The sequence below is a fragment of the Rhizobium oryzihabitans genome, from assembly GCF_010669145.1.
Classification (GTDB): domain Bacteria; phylum Pseudomonadota; class Alphaproteobacteria; order Rhizobiales; family Rhizobiaceae; genus Agrobacterium; species Agrobacterium oryzihabitans.
The window spans coordinates 2,269,779-2,286,614 of the sequence record NZ_CP048632.1 but is presented as its reverse complement, the minus strand read 5'-3'; the positions used below and the strand labels follow the sequence as shown (position 1 = coordinate 2,286,614).

Here is a 16,836-nt window from a genome sequence, read left to right as displayed (position 1 = left end):
TTCTAAAGCGATCCGTTTTGCAGTATTTCCCGGCAGAACACATCCGGCGAGCTTCGGCCCGCGCCGGATTTTGTTGAAGGGAAAACGGGAAGCGACAGATGGAAAAGTTCACGAAGCTGACGGGCGTCGCCGCGCCCATGCCGGTTGTCAATATCGACACCGATATGATCATTCCGAAAGACTATCTGAAGACCATCAAGCGCACCGGTCTCGGTAAGGGCCTCTTCGCCGAGTCGCGTTATCTCGAGGATGGCTCGCCCAACCCCGATTTCGTGCTGAACAAGCCCGCTTACCAGAACGCCCAGATCCTTGTCGCCGGCGACAATTTCGGTTGCGGCTCCTCGCGCGAACATGCGCCATGGGCGCTTCTCGATTTCGGCATCCGCTGCGTGATCTCCACCAGCTTCGCCGACATCTTTTACAATAACTGTTTCAAGAACGGCATCCTGCCGATCGTCGTCAGCCCGAGAACCTCGAAAAGCTGCTGGACGATGCGTCGCGCGGATCGAATGCCGTTCTCTCCGTCGATCTGGAAAGTCAGGAAATCAGCGGCCCCGATGGCGGTACGATCACCTTCGAGATCGATGAATTCAAGCGCCATTGCATGCTGAACGGACTTGATGATATCGGCCTGACGCTGGAACATTCCGGCGCTATCGACACGTTCGAAAAGGCAAATGCCTCGGTCCGCCCCTGGGCCTGACCGCATTTCCGCTCTTCAAAAAAGCCGATCCCGTACCAAACAGTACCGGATCGGCTTTTGCTTTGCTTGAAAAGCCCTTGAGGCGGAGATAAGAAGCCTCCGATCCCGTCCGGCTGCGACACGATTTGCCATGTGCAGGACGGAATGAGTTTGACGCCGCGCTCGCCGCAATCGAAAACCCTTCAGGATGTTTTTCGGCGCGCCGCCCAAGGAGGGTTTCTCATGACAGTCCGTTCGCTTTTCCTGCTGCCCGGTGACGGTATCGGCCCCGAAGCCATGGCTGAAGTTCGCAAGCTGATCGATTATATGAACAGCGCGCACAATGCCGGCTTCACCGTCTCGGAAGGTCTGGTCGGCGGCTCTGCCTATGACGCCCATGGCGTGGCGATTTCCGATGCAGATATGGAAAAGGCGCTAGCCGCCGATGCGATCCTGTTCGGCGCCGTCGGCGGCCCGAAATGGGATGGCGTGCCCTACGAGCATCGCCCGGAAGCCGGTCTGCTTCGCCTGCGCAAGGATCTCGAGCTTTTCGCCAATCTGCGCCCGGCCATCTGCTACCCGGCACTTGCCGCCGCTTCCTCGCTGAAGCCTGAACTGGTCGAAGGTCTCGATATCCTCATCGTCCGCGAGCTGACGGGCGGCGTTTATTTCGGTGAACCGAAGCAGATCATCGATCTCGGCAACGGCCAGAAGCGCGGCATCGACACGCAGATCTACGACACTTTCGAGATCGAGCGTATCGCCAGCGTCGCTTTCGAACTGGCCCGCACCCGCGACAACCGCGTCTGCTCGATGGAAAAGCGCAACGTCATGAAATCTGGCGTTCTGTGGAACCAGGTGGTCACCGAAACCCACGCTGCCAAGTTCAAAGACGTTCAGCTGGAACATATGCTGGCCGATGCCGGCGGCATGCAGCTGGTGCGCAAGCCCAAGCAGTTCGACGTGATCGTGACCGACAACCTCTTCGGCGACATGCTCTCCGACGTCGCCGCCATGCTGACCGGCTCGCTTGGCATGCTGCCCTCCGCTTCGCTTGGCGCGCCTGACGCCAAGACCGGCAAGCGCAAGGCCATGTATGAGCCGGTGCACGGTTCGGCTCCTGACATTGCCGGCAAGGGCATCGCCAACCCCATCGCCATGATCGCGTCCTTCGCCATGTGCCTGCGTTACTCGTTCAACATGGTGGATGAGGCAACAAAGCTCGAAGCAGCGATCGCAAACGTGCTCGACAAGGGCATCCGCACCGCCGACATCATGGCCGAGGGCAGCCGCCAGGTCGGAACCTCCGAAATGGGTGATGCGGTTCTCGCCGAATTCAAGGCGCTTTCGGCGTAACGTTTACAGGAACCGGCTGGGCAGGGGCCACGGCTCCCTGCCCGTCCTCCTTCGGCAAAAGATGCTCATATCTTTTGTCAGTCAAAGTCTTCAAGAATGCGACGACGGCATCTACACGCTTGTCGTCCAGTGCGGGCGCGGACGTCAGCTCCGTCATGGCGATGTTCTCAGGCACTTCCGGCGCATCCCATGTCTTGCCGGTTTCCGGATTGATCTGCCGGCTGGGCTTCTTGCTTTTGTATTTCACGTAAAACAGCACCACCGTGCGCAGGTCCTTGAAGACGCCATTGTGCATGTATGGACCGGTGACGGCGACGTTGCGCAGCGTCGGCACCTTGAACTTGCCACGCTCAGCCGGATCGCCGGCCACAACAGGATTTTGCGCGAGCCCAAGATCGACAGCATCCGGCTTCGAGCCGTTGGCCGCTCTCACCGCCGTGTTGGCCGGAACGCCAATGTTGAAATATTTGTGGTTGGTGAAGAGGCCGTCTTCCAGCCCCTTGGCGCCGCGAATTTCATGGCAGGTATTGCAATTGGTAAATTGCGTGGAGGAAATCAGAACTCGCCCCAGCTCCTCCTGATCGGTCAGCTTTTCCTCGCCGCGCAGGAAACGGTCATATTTGGAATCGAAGGTGGAGAATTCATCCGAACGCTCGAAGCTAGCCAGCGCCTTGGTCATCGCGGCATAGGCGCTTTCGTCACTCTTGAAAACATCGCCGCCGAACTGCGTGCCGAAAGCCGCGACATAATCGGGGTTCTCCTTCAGCCGTTTCACGATCGACGATTTGTCCGGCATCCCCATTTCGATCGGGTTGAGCGGTGGACCACCCGCCTGATCTTCCAGCATCGAGGCGCGACCGTCCCAGAATTGCCCGCCTACATACTCGCCCGCCGCGTTCTTGCCGAAAGGCGGTGTGAACCTGGCATAGGCGGCAGTCGGCGCGTTGCGGTCGCCCAGCGAAATCCCGTCATCGCCGAGCGACACGTCCCGCCCGACCTTGTCGCTCTCGCGCGCATCGGAAAAACCCGCCGCCTGCATATGGCAGGTGGAACAGGCCATGGTGCGATTCATGGAAAGATTGGGGTCGTCGAAAAGAGCTGCGCCGAGCTTTTCCAAAGTCGCATAGTCTTCGCCGCCATGGGCGCGCGTGCCGTTGAACCCGGTACCGATAGGAGCCAGCAGAATGGCCGCAGCAAAGACGGCAGAGATAAAAAATCCGGGTTTCATCATCGGTATGCACGCTCGATGTAAAATGCGCGAGTACAATATCGGACCGAAAAATATGAAGCGGTTTCAGGTCCGGCCGCGCTTCACCAAGTGTGGAGACCCGGAGGCAATTCCCCTGGTCCACGTCCTGTGCAGCGATCTATAGCACTTTCCCCCGCTCCAAGCCTACAAACTTTCGCTGCTTGGTCCACTTTGCCGCACCGTGATCCGGGAAGGCAAATGTCCGGGACGATCAACCGCCTCTGGCGATGGCATGGAAGAAAGTGCCTGAAACGAGACCCCGCCTGCCGCCAGAGGGGCCGAGCGGACGACCCTGCCCGTCAGCAATCTGGGCGAAAGGCTCATCGTGGCCCGGATCGATAACACGCGCATAATGAAACTCATGGCCGCGCAGGATCTCGCCCGCTCCGCCGAGCGGTCCATCTGCCACGATCGTCGCCTGCCGATAACCGAGATTCATCTTGCGCGTCGCGAAACTGGTGGCATGGGATAAGAGCCCGGTCATGGCATGGGTTACACCCTCGGCATCTTCCAGCGCCGCGCCAAGCACCATATAGCCGCCGCACTCACCGTGGACCGGTTTTGTCGCGGCGAAACGGGTAATGCCCGCTTTGAACCCGACCGCATCGGCAAGCTTTCCAGCGTAAAGCTCTGGATAGCCACCGGGCAGCCAGCAAATGTCGCAGGTCTCATCAGGCGCCTCGTCTGCGAGCGGTGAGAAGGGCACGATCTCGGCTCCGGCCGTATGCCAATGGCTCTTCAGATGCGGATAAAGGAAGGTGAAAGCCGCATCGTCCGCAAGCGCGATACGCTGGCCGGGCGGCGCAATCGCCGCCTCCGCCAAGCCTAGGGGCACATCCACCGGCGCGGCGAGCGAAAGCAGGGCATCGAGATCGATGGACCTTTCCATCGCATCCGCCAGCCGTTCTATATGCGCGTCAATTTCCGGATGTTCGCTGGCCTGCACCAGCCCCAGATGCCGCTCCGGCAGGATGAGCGACGGATCGCGCAATACACAGCCTGCGACAGGCAGTCCGATTTTTTCGATGGCCTCCGTACACAGCGTCCGGTGTCTTTCGCTGCCGGCCCGGTTCAGCACCACCGCCGCCATTGTGACGTCCGGATCGTAATGGGCAAAACCATGGGCGACAGCCGCCGCCGTCTGCGACTGGCCGGACACATCCAGCACCAACAGCACGGGAATGCCGAACAGCCGGGCCAGATCCGCCGCCGACCCGGTACGGTTTTCCGCCACGGGAATGCCGTCGAACAGGCCCATGGCGCTTTCGATCAGAACGAGGTCCGCGCCGTCAGTCTGCTGCAAGAACAGGTGCCGCAGCAGTTCCGGCCGCATGGCCCAGCTGTCCAGATTGAGCCCAGGCGTGCCGGTGGCAAAGGCATGGAAGCCGGGGTCGATATAGTCAGGCCCGGTCTTGATGCCGCGCACCTTGACGCCGCGTCTTGCAAAGGCCCTGAGCAGGCCAATAGTCACGCTGGTCTTGCCGGAACCGGAGCGCGGTGCACCGATGATGATCGCCCGGGCCGTCATGATCCGGCTCCACCGAGGCGGTTTCTCATCGAAACAATCTCGCCAATGACGATCAGGGCCGGCGCCTCGAATTTTTCCCGCTTTGCATCGTCAGCTATGCTTTCCAGCGTTCCGATAAAAATGCGCTCCTGCGCCGTCGTTGCCGACATGATGACGGCGACCGGCGTTATTCCTGAACGGCCGCCCTGCATCAGAAGATCGGCGATAGAACCTATATTCTTGAGCCCCATATAAACGACAATGGGTTCGTGCGTTTTCGCCAGCGCTAGCCAGTCCAGATCCTCTTCAGTACCGGCGGCATGGCCCGTGGCGAGCGTGACGGCGCGGCTGATGCCGCGCATGGTGGCGGGAATATGCGCGGAAGCAAGGGCTGCGAGCGACGAGGTCATGCCCGGCAGGATACGGAACGGGATACCGGCTAGGATCAGCGCCTCCGCCTCTTCACCACCACGCCCGAAAATAAAGGGATCGCCACCCTTAAGCCGCAACACCTTCTTACCCTGCCGGGCGAGATCGATCAGCGAGGCGGTAATGTCGTCCTGCGTTGCCGAAGGCTTGCCGCCACGCTTGCCGGCAAAGACGATTTCAGCCTGGGGACCAAGGGCAACGACATCGTCGCTGACCAGCGCATCGCGAACGATCACATCGGCCTGCGAAAGCGCAAGCGCCACTTCGAGTGTCAGATAACGCACATCCCCCGGTCCCGCCCCTGCGAGCCAGACGTGACCGGGCTCAAAGACCGGACCTTTTGCGGCGATGCTGTTTAAAACTTGGCGTATCGACATTCTTCTCGGCTGCTTTTTTAACGATGACGGAAAAAGCCGTCCCGGCTATAGGAATTCATATGGAAACAGATGGAAAGACCCTTCGCCGCGGCTGGACCACGGGCACCTGCGCGGCGGCGGCCTCGAAGGCGGCTTGCGCCGCCCTTCTGACCGGCGAGTTTCCTTACCCTGTCGAAGTCCAACTTCCAAGCGGCGCGCGGCCGGCATTTTCCCTCGCCACCGAGGAAAAAGGCGAAAACTTCGCCCGTGCGGGTGTCGTCAAGGATGCGGGCGACGATCCGGACGTCACCCACGGAGCGCTGATCGAAAGTACAGTGCGACATGGCCAACCGGGAAGCGGCATCACCTTCAGGGCCGGAAAAGGCGTCGGCACCATCACCCGGCCGGGATTGCCCCTGCCGCCGGGCGAACCTGCCATCAACCCCGTGCCGCGCAAGATGATCGAAACCGCCATTCACGAGGTCGCCGGAGAGAATGCCGATTTCGAAGTCGAGATTTCCGTCCGTGACGGTGAGAAACTGGCGGAAAAGACCCTGAATGGCAGGCTCGGCATCATTGGCGGCATTTCCATTCTCGGCACCACCGGCATCGTCATCCCATTTTCCTGCTCGGCATGGATACATTCCATCTGGCGCGGCATCGATGTGGCGCGCGCGACCGGCTGCGCCCATCTGCTCGGCGCAACCGGCAATACCTCGGAAAAAGCCGGACGGGCGATTTACGACCTGCCGGAGACCGCGCTGATCGACATGGGCGATTTCATCGGCGGCATGCTGAAATATCTGCGCAGCCACCCTGTAGAGCGGGTCACGATTGCCGGTGGCGTCGCCAAGATGACGAAGCTTGCCCAGGGCATGCTCGATGTCCACTCCAAGAAAGGCCTCGCCGATCTCGACGCGCTGGCGGAGCTGGCAACCGAAGCCGGCGGAGATGAGAATCTTGCAGCCGCCATCCGTCAGGCCAACATGGTCGCGCACGCTTTTGAGCTGGCCGAAGGCGCCGGGATTGACCTCGGTGCGATCGTTGCGGAAAAAGCCTGGGTAACCGCGGCCGCCGCGCTGAAGACGCCCACCATCGCGCTCGATATTCTGGTTTTCGATCGTCAGGGTACGCTCAAGGGGCGCACCGCCTCCACGCCGTCGCATCAACCCTTCGCATCTTCCTTCGGGGACCGGAACCGGCGTACATAATCGGTGCTATAAAGTGCGCTCTCACGAAAATCCGTCGAGGCAAGCCCGCGCCCGACGAAGATCAGCGCCGTCCGCTCCACCGGCTCGGCGGCCAGTTTCCCTTCAATGTCGAACAAGGTGCCGCGAATGACCCGCTCGTCCGGCCAGGAGGCGCGAACGACGATGGCAACAGGGCAATCGGAACCGCAAAGCGGCGTCAGTTCTTCCACCACCCTGCCGATGGCATGGATGGCGAGGTGGATGGCAAGCGTAGTACCTGTCGCACCGAAGGCTTTCAGCGTCTCGCCCTCGGGCATTTTCGAAGCGCGGCCTGAAATACGGGTCAGTACAAGGCTTTGCGCCACTTCCGGCACCGTCAGTTCCCGCTGCAGGGTGGCAGCGGCAGCGGCAAACGAGGGCACGCCAGGAGTCACAGTGTAGTCGAGACCCAGCCGTTCGAGCCGGCGGATCTGTTCACCCATGGCGCTCCAGACGGAGAGATCGCCGGAATGCAGCCGCGCCACATCCTTGCCCGCCTTTGCCGCCGCAACGAATTCCGCCTCGATCTCATCCAGCGACAGTGCGGCCGTATCGACAATGCGTGCACCCGGCGGGCAATAATCGATCAGCGCCTTCGGAACCAGCGAACCGGCATAAAGGCAGACCGGGCAGGCAGCGATAAGATCACGCCCGCGCACCGTGATGAGGTCGGCAGCACCCGGACCAGCGCCGATAAAATGAACTGTCATTGTTGTTCTCCATGTTCGATGGCACGCTCGCGGTCATGTGACGCATCCCTTGTCGTGGCGATAGCCACCGTCACATCGCCAACCACAAGACGCGCCGCAACCAGCCGCGCATTTTCTCCGGCTGCGGCAAGTGCCGCCGCTTCACTGACGCTGGGCGTCCCGGCATGATCGAGGCTTGCCTGTGAAAATGTCATTGTTTTCGAAGCAACCGCCTCGAGCCATTCCTGCGATGCGATTTCAAGCGGCAACGACAGGCGTTTCGCCGCTTCCACAAGACCAGCTTCTTCTGCCTTGAGCGGCGCAGTCGCCAGGCATTCGACGGTCACGCCGAAAGCAAGCTCGGCGGCGCGCACGGCTGCTATAATTGCATCCGAACCCGTGCCTTTACGGCAGCCTATACCAGCGACGGTCAGCATGGCTTGACCCAGCTCCACTGCGTCACCGGCATCGCCGGACGCCAGCCAGACATGGAGCCGAGAGCAACAACGCGCGACACGTCGAGACGGATCATAGAACCGCCAAGTCGCGCATGGGCATCGAATAACACCGCCTCCATTTCCAGCGTCACCGCATTGGCGACCAGCCGTCCGCCCGGTTTCAGGGCCTGCATGGCGCCTTCCAGCACACCCGCTTCGCTGCCGCCACCACCAATGAAGATCGCATCCGGTTGAGGCAGGCCCTCAAAAGCCGCAGGTGCCGCACCGATCAGGACTTCAAGCCCCGGAACGCCAAATGCCTCGGCATTACGGGCGATACGTTCCGCCCTTTCCGGGTGATGCTCTATGGCGATGGCACGAAGCGAGGGGTGCGACAGCATCCATTCGATACCGATTGAACCCGAACCGGCACCGATATCCCACAGCAACTCGCCCCGGCGCGGGGCCAGCGATGAAAGCGTCACGGCACGAATTTCACGCTTGGTGATCTGCCCGTCATGCTCAAACAGGCTGTCATCAAGCCCCTGTGCAAAAGGCAGAACACGTGCGCCCTCAGCAGCGACAACATCGATGGCCACGACGTTCAACGGATCTATGTCGTCAAAGGCAAAATCAGCCGCCCTGACCTGCCGCCGCTTTTCCCGCTGTCCGCCCAAAGCTTCAAGCAGGACAAATTCCGACTGGCCGAAACCCGAACTGGTCAGCAGTTCCGCGATCAGAGCCGGCGCACGTTCATCCGAAGTCAGCGCGATGATCCTTGCACCCGGATGCAGGTGCGGTCGCAAAAGATCGATGGAGCGCCCATGCAACGACACGCAGTCGACAGACTGCAAGGCCCAGCCAAGCCGCGCCGCGGCAAGCGAAAAGGCGGAAGGCGATGGATAGCAGACTGTCTCATCCGCATTGATTCGCCGCAGAAGTGTAACGCCGACACCATAAAAGAACGGATCGCCGGAGGCGAGCACGCAGACTTTGCCGCCGCGCAACGCCACGACATCGCTCATCTCCGCATCGAACGGCACCGGCCAAGGGCGCGCTTCGCTATGAATGGCCGCGGCCGCCAGTTCCAGATGGCGTTTGCCGCCGAAAACGATCTCGGCCGCCTCTATTGCCGCAATGGCATTCCGGCCGAGCCCCTCAAACCCATCCTCGCCAATGCCAACGATGGAAAGCCACGGCTTCTCTTTCTTTTCAGCGGAAGCCTTCTTTTGAGTGGAAGCGTTGTCCGTTCCAGAATATTCAGACGTCATGACACGCTCCATACTCATCCTTGGCGGCACGGCGGATGCCCGCATTCTGGCCGGCAGGCTGGCAGAGGACTCCGGCTACCGAATCCTGCTCTCCATGGCCGGACGCACGCTTTCGCCAGTGGAACAGCCCGTGCCGATGCGCAGCGGCGGATTTGGCGGTGCGACGGGTCTTGCGGATTTCATTCGCGCCGAGGGCTTCGATATTCTCGTGGACGCCACCCATCCCTATGCGGCGAGGATTTCCGCCAACGCCATCGAGGCAGCCCGACTTGCCAAAGTTCCGCTCGTAGCGCTTTCGCGCCCCGCCTGGCAGCGCCAGCCGGGTGACAGGTGGCAGAGTGTCGATACCGTCGAACAGGCCGTTACGGCGCTCGGCAGCGAAGGCAAGCGCGTGTTTCTGGCGCTCGGACGGCAGGAACTTCTCCCTTTCGAAGCCGCCCCTCAGCACCGCTATCTTATCCGCAGCGTCGATCCGGTGGAGCCGCCGCTCAAGGTGCCGGATGCGCACTATATCACCGCACGCGGCCCCTTTGCGCTCAATGACGAAATCCGCATGCTGGAAGAAAACAGTATCGAGACTGTTATTTCCAAGAATTCCGGCGGCAGTGCCAGTTATGACAAGATCGAAGCGGCGAGGCGTCTCGGCGTTCCGGTCATCATGATCGAGCGGCCGCCCAAGCGGAACGACGCCAATGACGCGAACGTGCCTGATGTAGCGACTGCGCTCACCACCATCCGCCATCAGCTTTCTCTTTTCGAAAAACGTGGCGAATAGACCAGCGGGTCTTTCTCGGAGCGTTCGATCAGACGCGTTTCCACCGAGCCGACGATGATGCAGGTGGCCATATCCGCCATATCGCTTGATGCTTCCGACAAAGGCACGACCCGGATACGTTCATCCGCCCGGCCTGCCGCCCGGCCGAAGATCACCGGCACCGAACCGGGCAAATGTGCCCGCAAGAGATCGAAGGCGGTGCCAAGCTGGTGCGGGCGCGCCTTGCTTACGGGATTGTAGAAGGCCATCACGAATCCGGCTTCCGCCGCCGCGATAAGCCGCTTTTCGATAATGCCCCAGGGCTTCAAATTGTCCGACAGCGAAATGGCGCAGAAATCATGCCCGAGAGGCGCGCCGGCTCTTGCGGCAACAGCGAGCATCGCCGTCACGCCCGGCACGACCGAAAAGTCTATCTCGCGCCATTCAGACGGGCCGTTTTCAATCGCCTCGCAAACCGCCGCCGCCATGGCGAAAACGCCGGGATCGCCGCCCGAAACCACACAGACCTTGCCGCCAGCGGCGGCAAGCCGCAGCGCCTGTTGGGCGCGGGAGATTTCCTCGCGATTATCAGAGGCATGGCGGCGCTGGCCGGGTCTGAGCGCCAGACGGTCGAGATAGGGAATATAACCGAAGAAATCCTCTGATGCTTCAACGGCGGCGAGCGCTTCCGGTGTCACCTGCGCCGCACTGCCGGGGCCGAGGCCGACAACCACCAGCCGGCCGGTCATGGCGTTTCACCGCCAGCGGGTCTGGTTTTCCAGCCCGGCACCAGAACCAGCGAAAAATAGGGCGCGGGCGATGCGTCCCGCTCGATCAGCGGCACGGCATGGCTGTTCGCCATGGTGCCGCGCTCGACATAAAGCGCCTCGTTAAGCTTGCCGGCTTTTTCCAACGCCCGGCGGATCTTCGGCAGGTTGCGCCCCACCTTCATGATCACGGCGCCATCCGTGCCGGACAGGCGCTCTGTCAGCACATCTTCCGCCAGCGTGCCGGGAAGCACGCTCAAGATATCGTCACCCTGCACCAGCGGTAGACCGGCCATCGACCAGCAGCCGGACATGGCGGTGATGCCAGCGACGACCTCCGCCTCATAGGAGGGCGCAAGCCGCAGATGAAGGTGCATATAGGAGCCGTAAAACAGCGGATCGCCTTCCGACAGCACGGCGACATTGCGCCCGGCATCGAGATGGGCAGCAATATCCATGGCCGACTGATCGAAAAAGGCGGCGATTGCGCCGCGATAGTCCTCGCCGTTTTTGTCGCTCTCGACGGTGACCGGATAGACCAGCGGCATTTCCAGCGTGCCCGGACGAATGAAGGCCTCAACGATGCCGCGACCATTGCCGCTGCTGCCTTTCTTGCAGAAGAAGGCAAGGACATCGGCATTTTCGATGGCGCGCACGGCTTTCAGCGTCAGAAGCTCGGGATCGCCAGGGCCGGTTCCGACACCGACCAGTTTACCCTTGGTGTGTTCAAAAAGAGCAGCGCTCACAGACCTGCCCTCGCAACCGCGTTGACGGCGGCAGCCGTCATGGCCGAGCCACCCATGCGTCCCTTGACGATGGCATAAGGAATGCCGAGCGAACTAGCCTCCAACGCATCCTTCGATTCCGCCGCGCCGACAAAACCGACCGGCATGCCGATGATGGCGGCAGGACGTGCAGCGCCTTTTTCCAGCATTTCCAGAAGATAGAACAGTGCTGTTGGCGCGTTGCCAATGGCAACGAGAGCGCCGTCCAGCTTGTCCGCCCAGAGATCGAGCGCTGCGGCGGAGCGGGTGTTGCCGATCTTTTTTGCAAGTTCCGGCGTGCGCGGATCGCGAAGGGTGCAAATCACGTCATTATTGGCCGGAAGGCGAGCGCGGGTCACGCCATGGGCAACCATTTCCGCATCGCAAAGTATGGGCTTGCCCGCCAGCAAAGCGCCGCGTGCGGCGGCAACGAAATCCGGTGAGAACCGGAAATGGCTGGCCGCCTCCACCTGCCCGCAGGCGTGGATCATGCGAACGGCAATATCCGCCTGTTCTTCGGTAAAGGCGGATAAATCCGCTTCTTCGCGGACAATGGCGAAGGAGCGCTCATAGATCGCATTGCCGTCGCGAATATAGTCATGGTCGGTCATCGGTCATCCTGTCGAAGCGCCGCAGCGATTGCCTCTCTGCCCAGGCGGGCGATGAGGTTGGCAGCGTTTTCCCCGGGCTTATGTTCTTTTTCGTAAAGACGGGCAAGCCGCGAAAGCGCCGTCCTCTGTTGCTCTAAAGGTAAAATACCGTCCTGCGGGTCGCAGGCGCGGCCCGAAATCGAAAAGGCCAGGCCATCGACGGTGCCGGAAAAGGTCAAGAGCGACGCGGCGGGATGCGCGCAACCCTTGCCGCAGCCGGAGATATGCAGCGTGAAGGAGCCGTCGAGCAACGAGGCGCATTCCTCGGATGCAAAGGCGGCCAGATCATGGGTGGGAAAGAACGCCGAAGCGCATCCCGGCGCGCCGGGACAGACGGCGATGGAAGACCGCGCATCACCTGCCCTTGTGATGAAACCGGAAGTGCCCGCGGTCTGGATCAATGCACGGCAAGCATCCGGTGACCCGAAAAATAGCAGGCTATGATTGACCGAGGGTCGCAATGTTTCGATATCAACTGCGCGCGCCAGATCACAGAGCCGCGACAGATCGGAGGCACTGACTTGCGCAAAAGCAGGTCCGACACCGGCAGCGAAAGTGCCGTTGCCGATCGCCATCAACCCCAGCGGCAAAGAAGTCGCGGGCGTCTCGCCTTCAATCTCCCTATCCACCAGGCGGTCTCCGCAAATCGCCTTTATCGTTCGCAAATCTAGATCACGGCCCCGGGCAAGCGGTCCCTTGCCGGCCAGATGAACGAGCAGCAACAGGACAACATCCGCCGCCTTGTCGGCCTCGACAAATCCCGCGCGCAACGCCTTGCTCTCCGGCCCCCGACAGACAATTGCCAGAAAACGCGGCCCTCAAGCCGCACCGCTTTCAGGCGGATATCGGCCAGCAAATCGCCCATGGAAAGACGGCCGCCCCCATCGATGACGACGGACATTTTGGCGGCGAGCTTTTCATGCAGCGCCAGCGCAGCAGCCTCTCTGCGAATCTCGCCGGCAAGAGAACTGCCATCGGCGATTTCCTGATCGTCCCGGCCGGCAAGGGGTGAGGTCTCGACTGCCAGTCCGTCGCGAAGCGGCAAACCGAGCGCCAGAACATCATTCTCCAGGTCGCAGGCGCTTTCCCGCGTCAGGCCGCGAAATTGCAGGCTGCCGCGTGCCGTGATGTCGATCAGCCCGTTGCCGTGCCGCTCGGCAAGTTCGCAAAGCGCTATCATGTCATGGGGCGCAATATCAGCCTCGAATGCGATGCGTGACAGGTATCCGTCACCGGTCAGCATCGGGGTCGACAAGGCCGGACACGTCCCACGGCGGCCAAATGGCTGGACCGGATCGGAAGGGGCCGTCCTCATGCGCCGACCCTTTCAGAACGGGGCAGGATCAGCATTTCAAGTTCCACATCAACCGCATTGCGTCGGCTGTGCCACAGGCCGCGCCGACGGGCGGATAAAAAGCGCGTCGCCATCACCTCCGCCGCCTTCGGATTTTCCCGCAGGATGAAATCGCGCACGTCCTCATTGCCGAAATAGGCGTCATAAAGCGCCTCGATCAGCGAGGAAGAAACCGCATGGGTGGTTTCGGCAAAGCCGATCAGCCGGTCAACCGTCTCGGCAAATTCCGCGGCGCCGCGCGGGCCGTGCCGCATCTGGCCGGCAATGAAGCGTGGGTTGACGGCGCGGGCCCGCACCACGCGGGTCAGCGCCTGAGAAATGGACCGGGCGCGCGGACGCGCGGGATCGGTCGTATCCAGCGCCACAATATCGGCAACGCCGCCAAGTACTGCCTTTGCGGCGGAAAACCCCCCAATGAAGGCGACATCGGAAGAGCCGTCGAGAAGATCCCGGCCCGGATCGTCACCGGTGTGAACGAGAAGGTCGGCCCGACGTACCAGCTCAACAAAACCGGCGTTCTCGAAAATCTCAAGCCCATCGGCACCGCCGAAGGCGTGACTTGCCGAATCGAGATAAGCCTGGCCCAGTTCCTCACGTTCTTCCCATTTCCCGCTGGCGAGTTTTTCCTCAATACCTGCGCCATAGGTGCCGGGTGCGGAGCCGAAGATACGTGCCGGTATGTGCCCGAGTGCCACCGCCTCTTCCGCCAGAGGATTGTCGCCCGGCGCTTCATCCCGCCGCGCGACGGCCTTGGCCGCTGCGTCGAGAAGAGCAATGAGCGCTGGAAACATGTCGCGGAACAAGCCGGAAATCCTGAATGTGACGTCGACACGCGGCCGCCCGATACTGGCGGGCGGCAGAACCTCGATGCCTGTGACGCGACCCGTGGCCGGGTCATGGATCGGCCTCGCCCCCATCAGATGCAGCGCCTGCGCCACATCCTCGCCGCCATTGCGCAGGCTGGCGCTGCCCCAGAGATCAAAAACCAGATGTTTCGGCCAGTCGCCATGGGACTGCAGATGGTGCCGAAGCACTTCTTCACCCGCCATGCGGCCCAGTTCGAAAGCCGTCGGCGTCGGCATGGTGCGCGGATCGGCGGCATAAAGATTGCGACCCGTCGGCAGCACATCGAGACGCCCGCGCGCGGGCGCGCCTGACGGGCCGGGGACAATATGGCGGCCATCGAGCGCGGCAAGCAGCGCTGCTTTTTCCGCCGCAGCGCTTTCAAGCCTCAGAAGATCGATTTCGCCTTCAGGGCTGCGGCCAAAAACATGCTGGCCATCCTTGATGGCAAAATCCTTCAGGTCGCAGAGAAAGGCATCAATGCGCGATAGCGCCGCATCGGCATCGTCCTTAGCCCCCACGCCCGCATCGGCCGCGAGCCCGGTTTCCAGTGCCTTCTCTACGATCAGTTTTGCCAACCGGTCACGGCGGCGGCGGTCAAGCCCGTCCGCCTGTGCATATTCATCGACAAGTTGTTCCAAAGCCAATTGTTCCGGCGAAAGTCCGGCATGTACCAGCACCGGCGGAACATGGCCGATGGTAACAGCAGCAATCCGCCGTTTGGCGACGGCCGCCTCGCCCGGATTGGAAACGATAAACGGATAGATCACCGGCAACGAACCAGCGACGATCTCGGGAAAACAATCGCGGGAAAGCGCCACCGTCTTGCCCGGCAACCATTCAAGCGTGCCATGCGCACCCACATGCACGATGGCATGCGCATCCGCGACCCGCTGCATCCAGGCGCCGAAAGCGACGAGCGCATGGCGTGGCGGCAGGGCAGGGTCATGGTAATCCACCCGGCGGTCCTCGTTCCGCCCCCGGTCCGGCGCCAGCGCCACAAAGACCTGGCCGAAACGAGCGACGCGAAAACGGAATGCGCCGTTGGCTAGCGCATCATCCCGTTCGGCGGAACCCCACGTGGCATCCACGGAGGCAGCAGCCCCGTCAGGCAAAGCCGCGAGAAAATCCTGATAGGCTGAAAGTTCGACAGACGCTTCCTGCTGCTCGACACAATCCAGCAAAGCCCGCGCCGTTTCGGGAATATCCGAAACGGCATATCCGGCCGCGGCCAGATCGCGCAGCATTTCAAGCACGCTTTGCGGCACATCGAGACCAACGGCATAACCGGTGCGCCCCGGCGCAGCACCCGGATAATCCGGCATCAAAATAACGATCCGCCGTTCCTGCGGCGCAGACTGTTTCAACCGCAGAAACGCAGCGATGCGGTTTGCCACCTGCTCGACACGATCCGCTTCCGGCGTGTTAACGAGGCTGACACCGCCATCGGTCCGCATCTGTTTGAATGAGATAGCACCGGCAAGAATCCGGCCATCGAGTTCCGGCAAAACCACATGCATGGCAAGGTCGGATGGGTTGAGACCGCGCGCATTTTCCGCCCAGCCGTCGCGGTGCGTCGTCGCCATGACCACCTGAAACACCGGCACGCCGAGGCGATCAAACAGGGTTTTGCCACCGTCGTCCGTCTGACTGGCAAAAGCCGTGGCGGCAACAATGGCCGCGGGCTTGATATCCGGCAGCACGGTTTCAAGAAAGCGGATCGCCTCCGCATCCTTCAGGCCGCTGACGAAAATCGGCAAAGGGCTAAAACCGCGCTGTGCGAGCCCATGAAACAGCGCATCGACGGGCGCAGAATCCGAAGCCAGAAGCATGGAGCGGTAAAAGAGAATGGGCAGAATAGGTGCATCGGCGGGGTAACCCACGCAGGCTTCCGCTTGATCCACAACGCCTTTACCGGGCCGGTAGAAACCCGCTTTCGGCAGCGGTTGGGCCTCGATATCCGGCCATGCGCCACCGCTTGCAAGAACCGAAAGCCCGGAGGCAAGCCGGTCCATATTCTCCCGCCCACCCTCACGGAAGAAGGAGAGGACTGAGGAAAGCGTCTGTCGATCGACGGTCGAGGCCGCCTCCAGCTTCTCGTCCCTCTCGCTGCACTCACCAGGCAATAACAGAAGCTTTATGCCGCGCCGTCGCGCCATTATGGAGAGTTGATCCACGCCGTAACGCCAGCGCTCCGCACCGCCCAGAATCCGGATAAGGATGACACGGGCGTGCTCCGCCGTTTTTTCGATCCACAGATCGACTGACATCGGATGCCGAAGTTCGGAGAGGTTGGCGGCGGACAGGGAAGGAAGTCTGGACCCCACCTGCCGCCATGCCTGTTCCAGCCCGGCAAGATCGCTTGCCGAAAAAGACAGCATCACCACATCCGATCGCGGCTGATTGAGATCAACCGGCTCGACCAGATCGTCCAGAGACGAGGATGTGGTGGCGAGAATATGCATCTAAGGCATTTCCAGTAAAAGTGCAGTGCAGTTT

General features: G+C 61.4%; 13 protein-coding genes and 2 pseudogenes. 4 read left to right on the top strand and 11 right to left on the bottom strand.

Annotated elements, in window-relative coordinates; genetic code table 11:
* The first annotated feature begins 98 nt into the window (after positions 1-98).
* Together leuD and leuB are read left to right on the top strand one after the other, a co-directional pair.
* A pseudogene (gene leuD, locus G3A56_RS11840) lies at positions 99-703 on the top strand (3-isopropylmalate dehydratase small subunit).
* 222 nt (positions 704-925) lie between these two features.
* Complete coding sequence (leuB, locus tag G3A56_RS11835) at positions 926-2,038, top strand: 3-isopropylmalate dehydrogenase (protein WP_082184540.1); 1,113 nt, start codon at positions 926-928, stop codon at positions 2,036-2,038.
* Here the strand turns inward: leuB and G3A56_RS11830 are convergent.
* The 3 genes from G3A56_RS11830 to cobA all read right to left on the bottom strand — a co-directional run bounded on the left by G3A56_RS11830 (position 2,019) and on the right by cobA (position 5,600).
* Entirely contained in the window at positions 2,019-3,269 is a 1,251-nt protein-coding gene (locus G3A56_RS11830) for a cytochrome-c peroxidase (protein WP_137067562.1), read from the bottom strand. The genes leuB and G3A56_RS11830 overlap by 20 nt on opposite strands.
* A 229-nt stretch (positions 3,270-3,498) precedes the next feature.
* Positions 3,499-4,815, bottom strand: coding sequence for a cobyrinic acid a,c-diamide synthase CobB (locus G3A56_RS11825; RefSeq protein WP_003492708.1), 1,317 nt, complete (start codon positions 4,813-4,815; stop codon positions 3,499-3,501).
* Entirely contained in the window at positions 4,812-5,600 is a 789-nt protein-coding gene (gene cobA, locus G3A56_RS11820; protein WP_082183226.1) for a uroporphyrinogen-III C-methyltransferase, read from the bottom strand. Before cobA ends, G3A56_RS11825 begins: the two co-directional genes overlap by 4 nt.
* A 59-nt stretch (positions 5,601-5,659) precedes the next feature.
* On the opposite strand from cobA, the gene G3A56_RS11815 reads away from it, so the two are divergent.
* On the top strand, positions 5,660-6,790 hold the full coding sequence (locus tag G3A56_RS11815; protein ID WP_164056383.1) for a cobalt-precorrin-5B (C(1))-methyltransferase: 1,131 nt from the start codon (positions 5,660-5,662) through the stop codon (positions 6,788-6,790).
* On the opposite strand, the gene cobM is transcribed toward G3A56_RS11815, so the two are convergent.
* From cobM to cbiE, 3 genes are read right to left on the bottom strand one after another with little or no spacing between them, the layout of a single operon-like run.
* Complete coding sequence (gene cobM, locus G3A56_RS11810) at positions 6,745-7,518, bottom strand: precorrin-4 C(11)-methyltransferase (RefSeq protein WP_082183228.1); 774 nt, start codon at positions 7,516-7,518, stop codon at positions 6,745-6,747. The genes G3A56_RS11815 and cobM overlap by 46 nt on opposite strands.
* Positions 7,515-7,934 carry a cobalamin biosynthesis protein gene (locus G3A56_RS11805; RefSeq protein WP_164056382.1) on the bottom strand — a complete coding sequence of 140 codons (420 nt, stop codon included), beginning with the start codon at positions 7,932-7,934 and terminating at the stop codon, positions 7,515-7,517. Before G3A56_RS11805 ends, cobM begins: the two co-directional genes overlap by 4 nt.
* Entirely contained in the window at positions 7,928-9,205 is a 1,278-nt protein-coding gene (gene cbiE, locus G3A56_RS11800) for a precorrin-6y C5,15-methyltransferase (decarboxylating) subunit CbiE (protein WP_082183233.1), read from the bottom strand. The genes G3A56_RS11805 and cbiE overlap by 7 nt, the downstream gene beginning before the upstream one ends.
* Between cbiE and G3A56_RS11795 the strand changes: the two genes are divergently transcribed.
* Entirely contained in the window at positions 9,204-9,980 is a 777-nt protein-coding gene (locus G3A56_RS11795; RefSeq protein WP_082183235.1) for a cobalt-precorrin-6A reductase, read from the top strand. The two genes, cbiE and G3A56_RS11795, sit on opposite strands and share 2 nt — an antisense overlap.
* Here G3A56_RS11795 and G3A56_RS11790 read toward each other — a convergent pair.
* The 5 genes and pseudogenes from G3A56_RS11790 to cobN form a co-directional block, all read right to left on the bottom strand.
* A complete protein-coding gene (locus tag G3A56_RS11790) occupies positions 9,947-10,708 on the bottom strand; it encodes a precorrin-3B C(17)-methyltransferase (protein ID WP_082183237.1) in 762 nt (253 codons plus the stop codon). The two genes, G3A56_RS11795 and G3A56_RS11790, sit on opposite strands and share 34 nt — an antisense overlap.
* A complete protein-coding gene (locus G3A56_RS11785; protein ID WP_082183239.1) occupies positions 10,705-11,472 on the bottom strand; it encodes a precorrin-2 C(20)-methyltransferase in 768 nt (255 codons plus the stop codon). The genes G3A56_RS11790 and G3A56_RS11785 overlap by 4 nt, the downstream gene beginning before the upstream one ends.
* Positions 11,469-12,101, bottom strand: coding sequence for a precorrin-8X methylmutase (locus G3A56_RS11780; RefSeq protein WP_082183241.1), 633 nt, complete (start codon positions 12,099-12,101; stop codon positions 11,469-11,471). Before G3A56_RS11780 ends, G3A56_RS11785 begins: the two co-directional genes overlap by 4 nt.
* Positions 12,098-13,455, bottom strand: a pseudogene (cobG, locus tag G3A56_RS11775) (precorrin-3B synthase). Before cobG ends, G3A56_RS11780 begins: the two are co-directional and overlap by 4 nt.
* Positions 13,452-16,802, bottom strand: a complete 3,351-nt coding sequence (cobN, locus tag G3A56_RS11770; RefSeq protein ID WP_082183245.1) for a cobaltochelatase subunit CobN — start codon at positions 16,800-16,802, stop codon at positions 13,452-13,454. The pseudogene cobG and the gene cobN overlap by 4 nt, the downstream one beginning before the upstream one ends.
* Positions 16,803-16,836 lie beyond the last annotated feature (34 nt).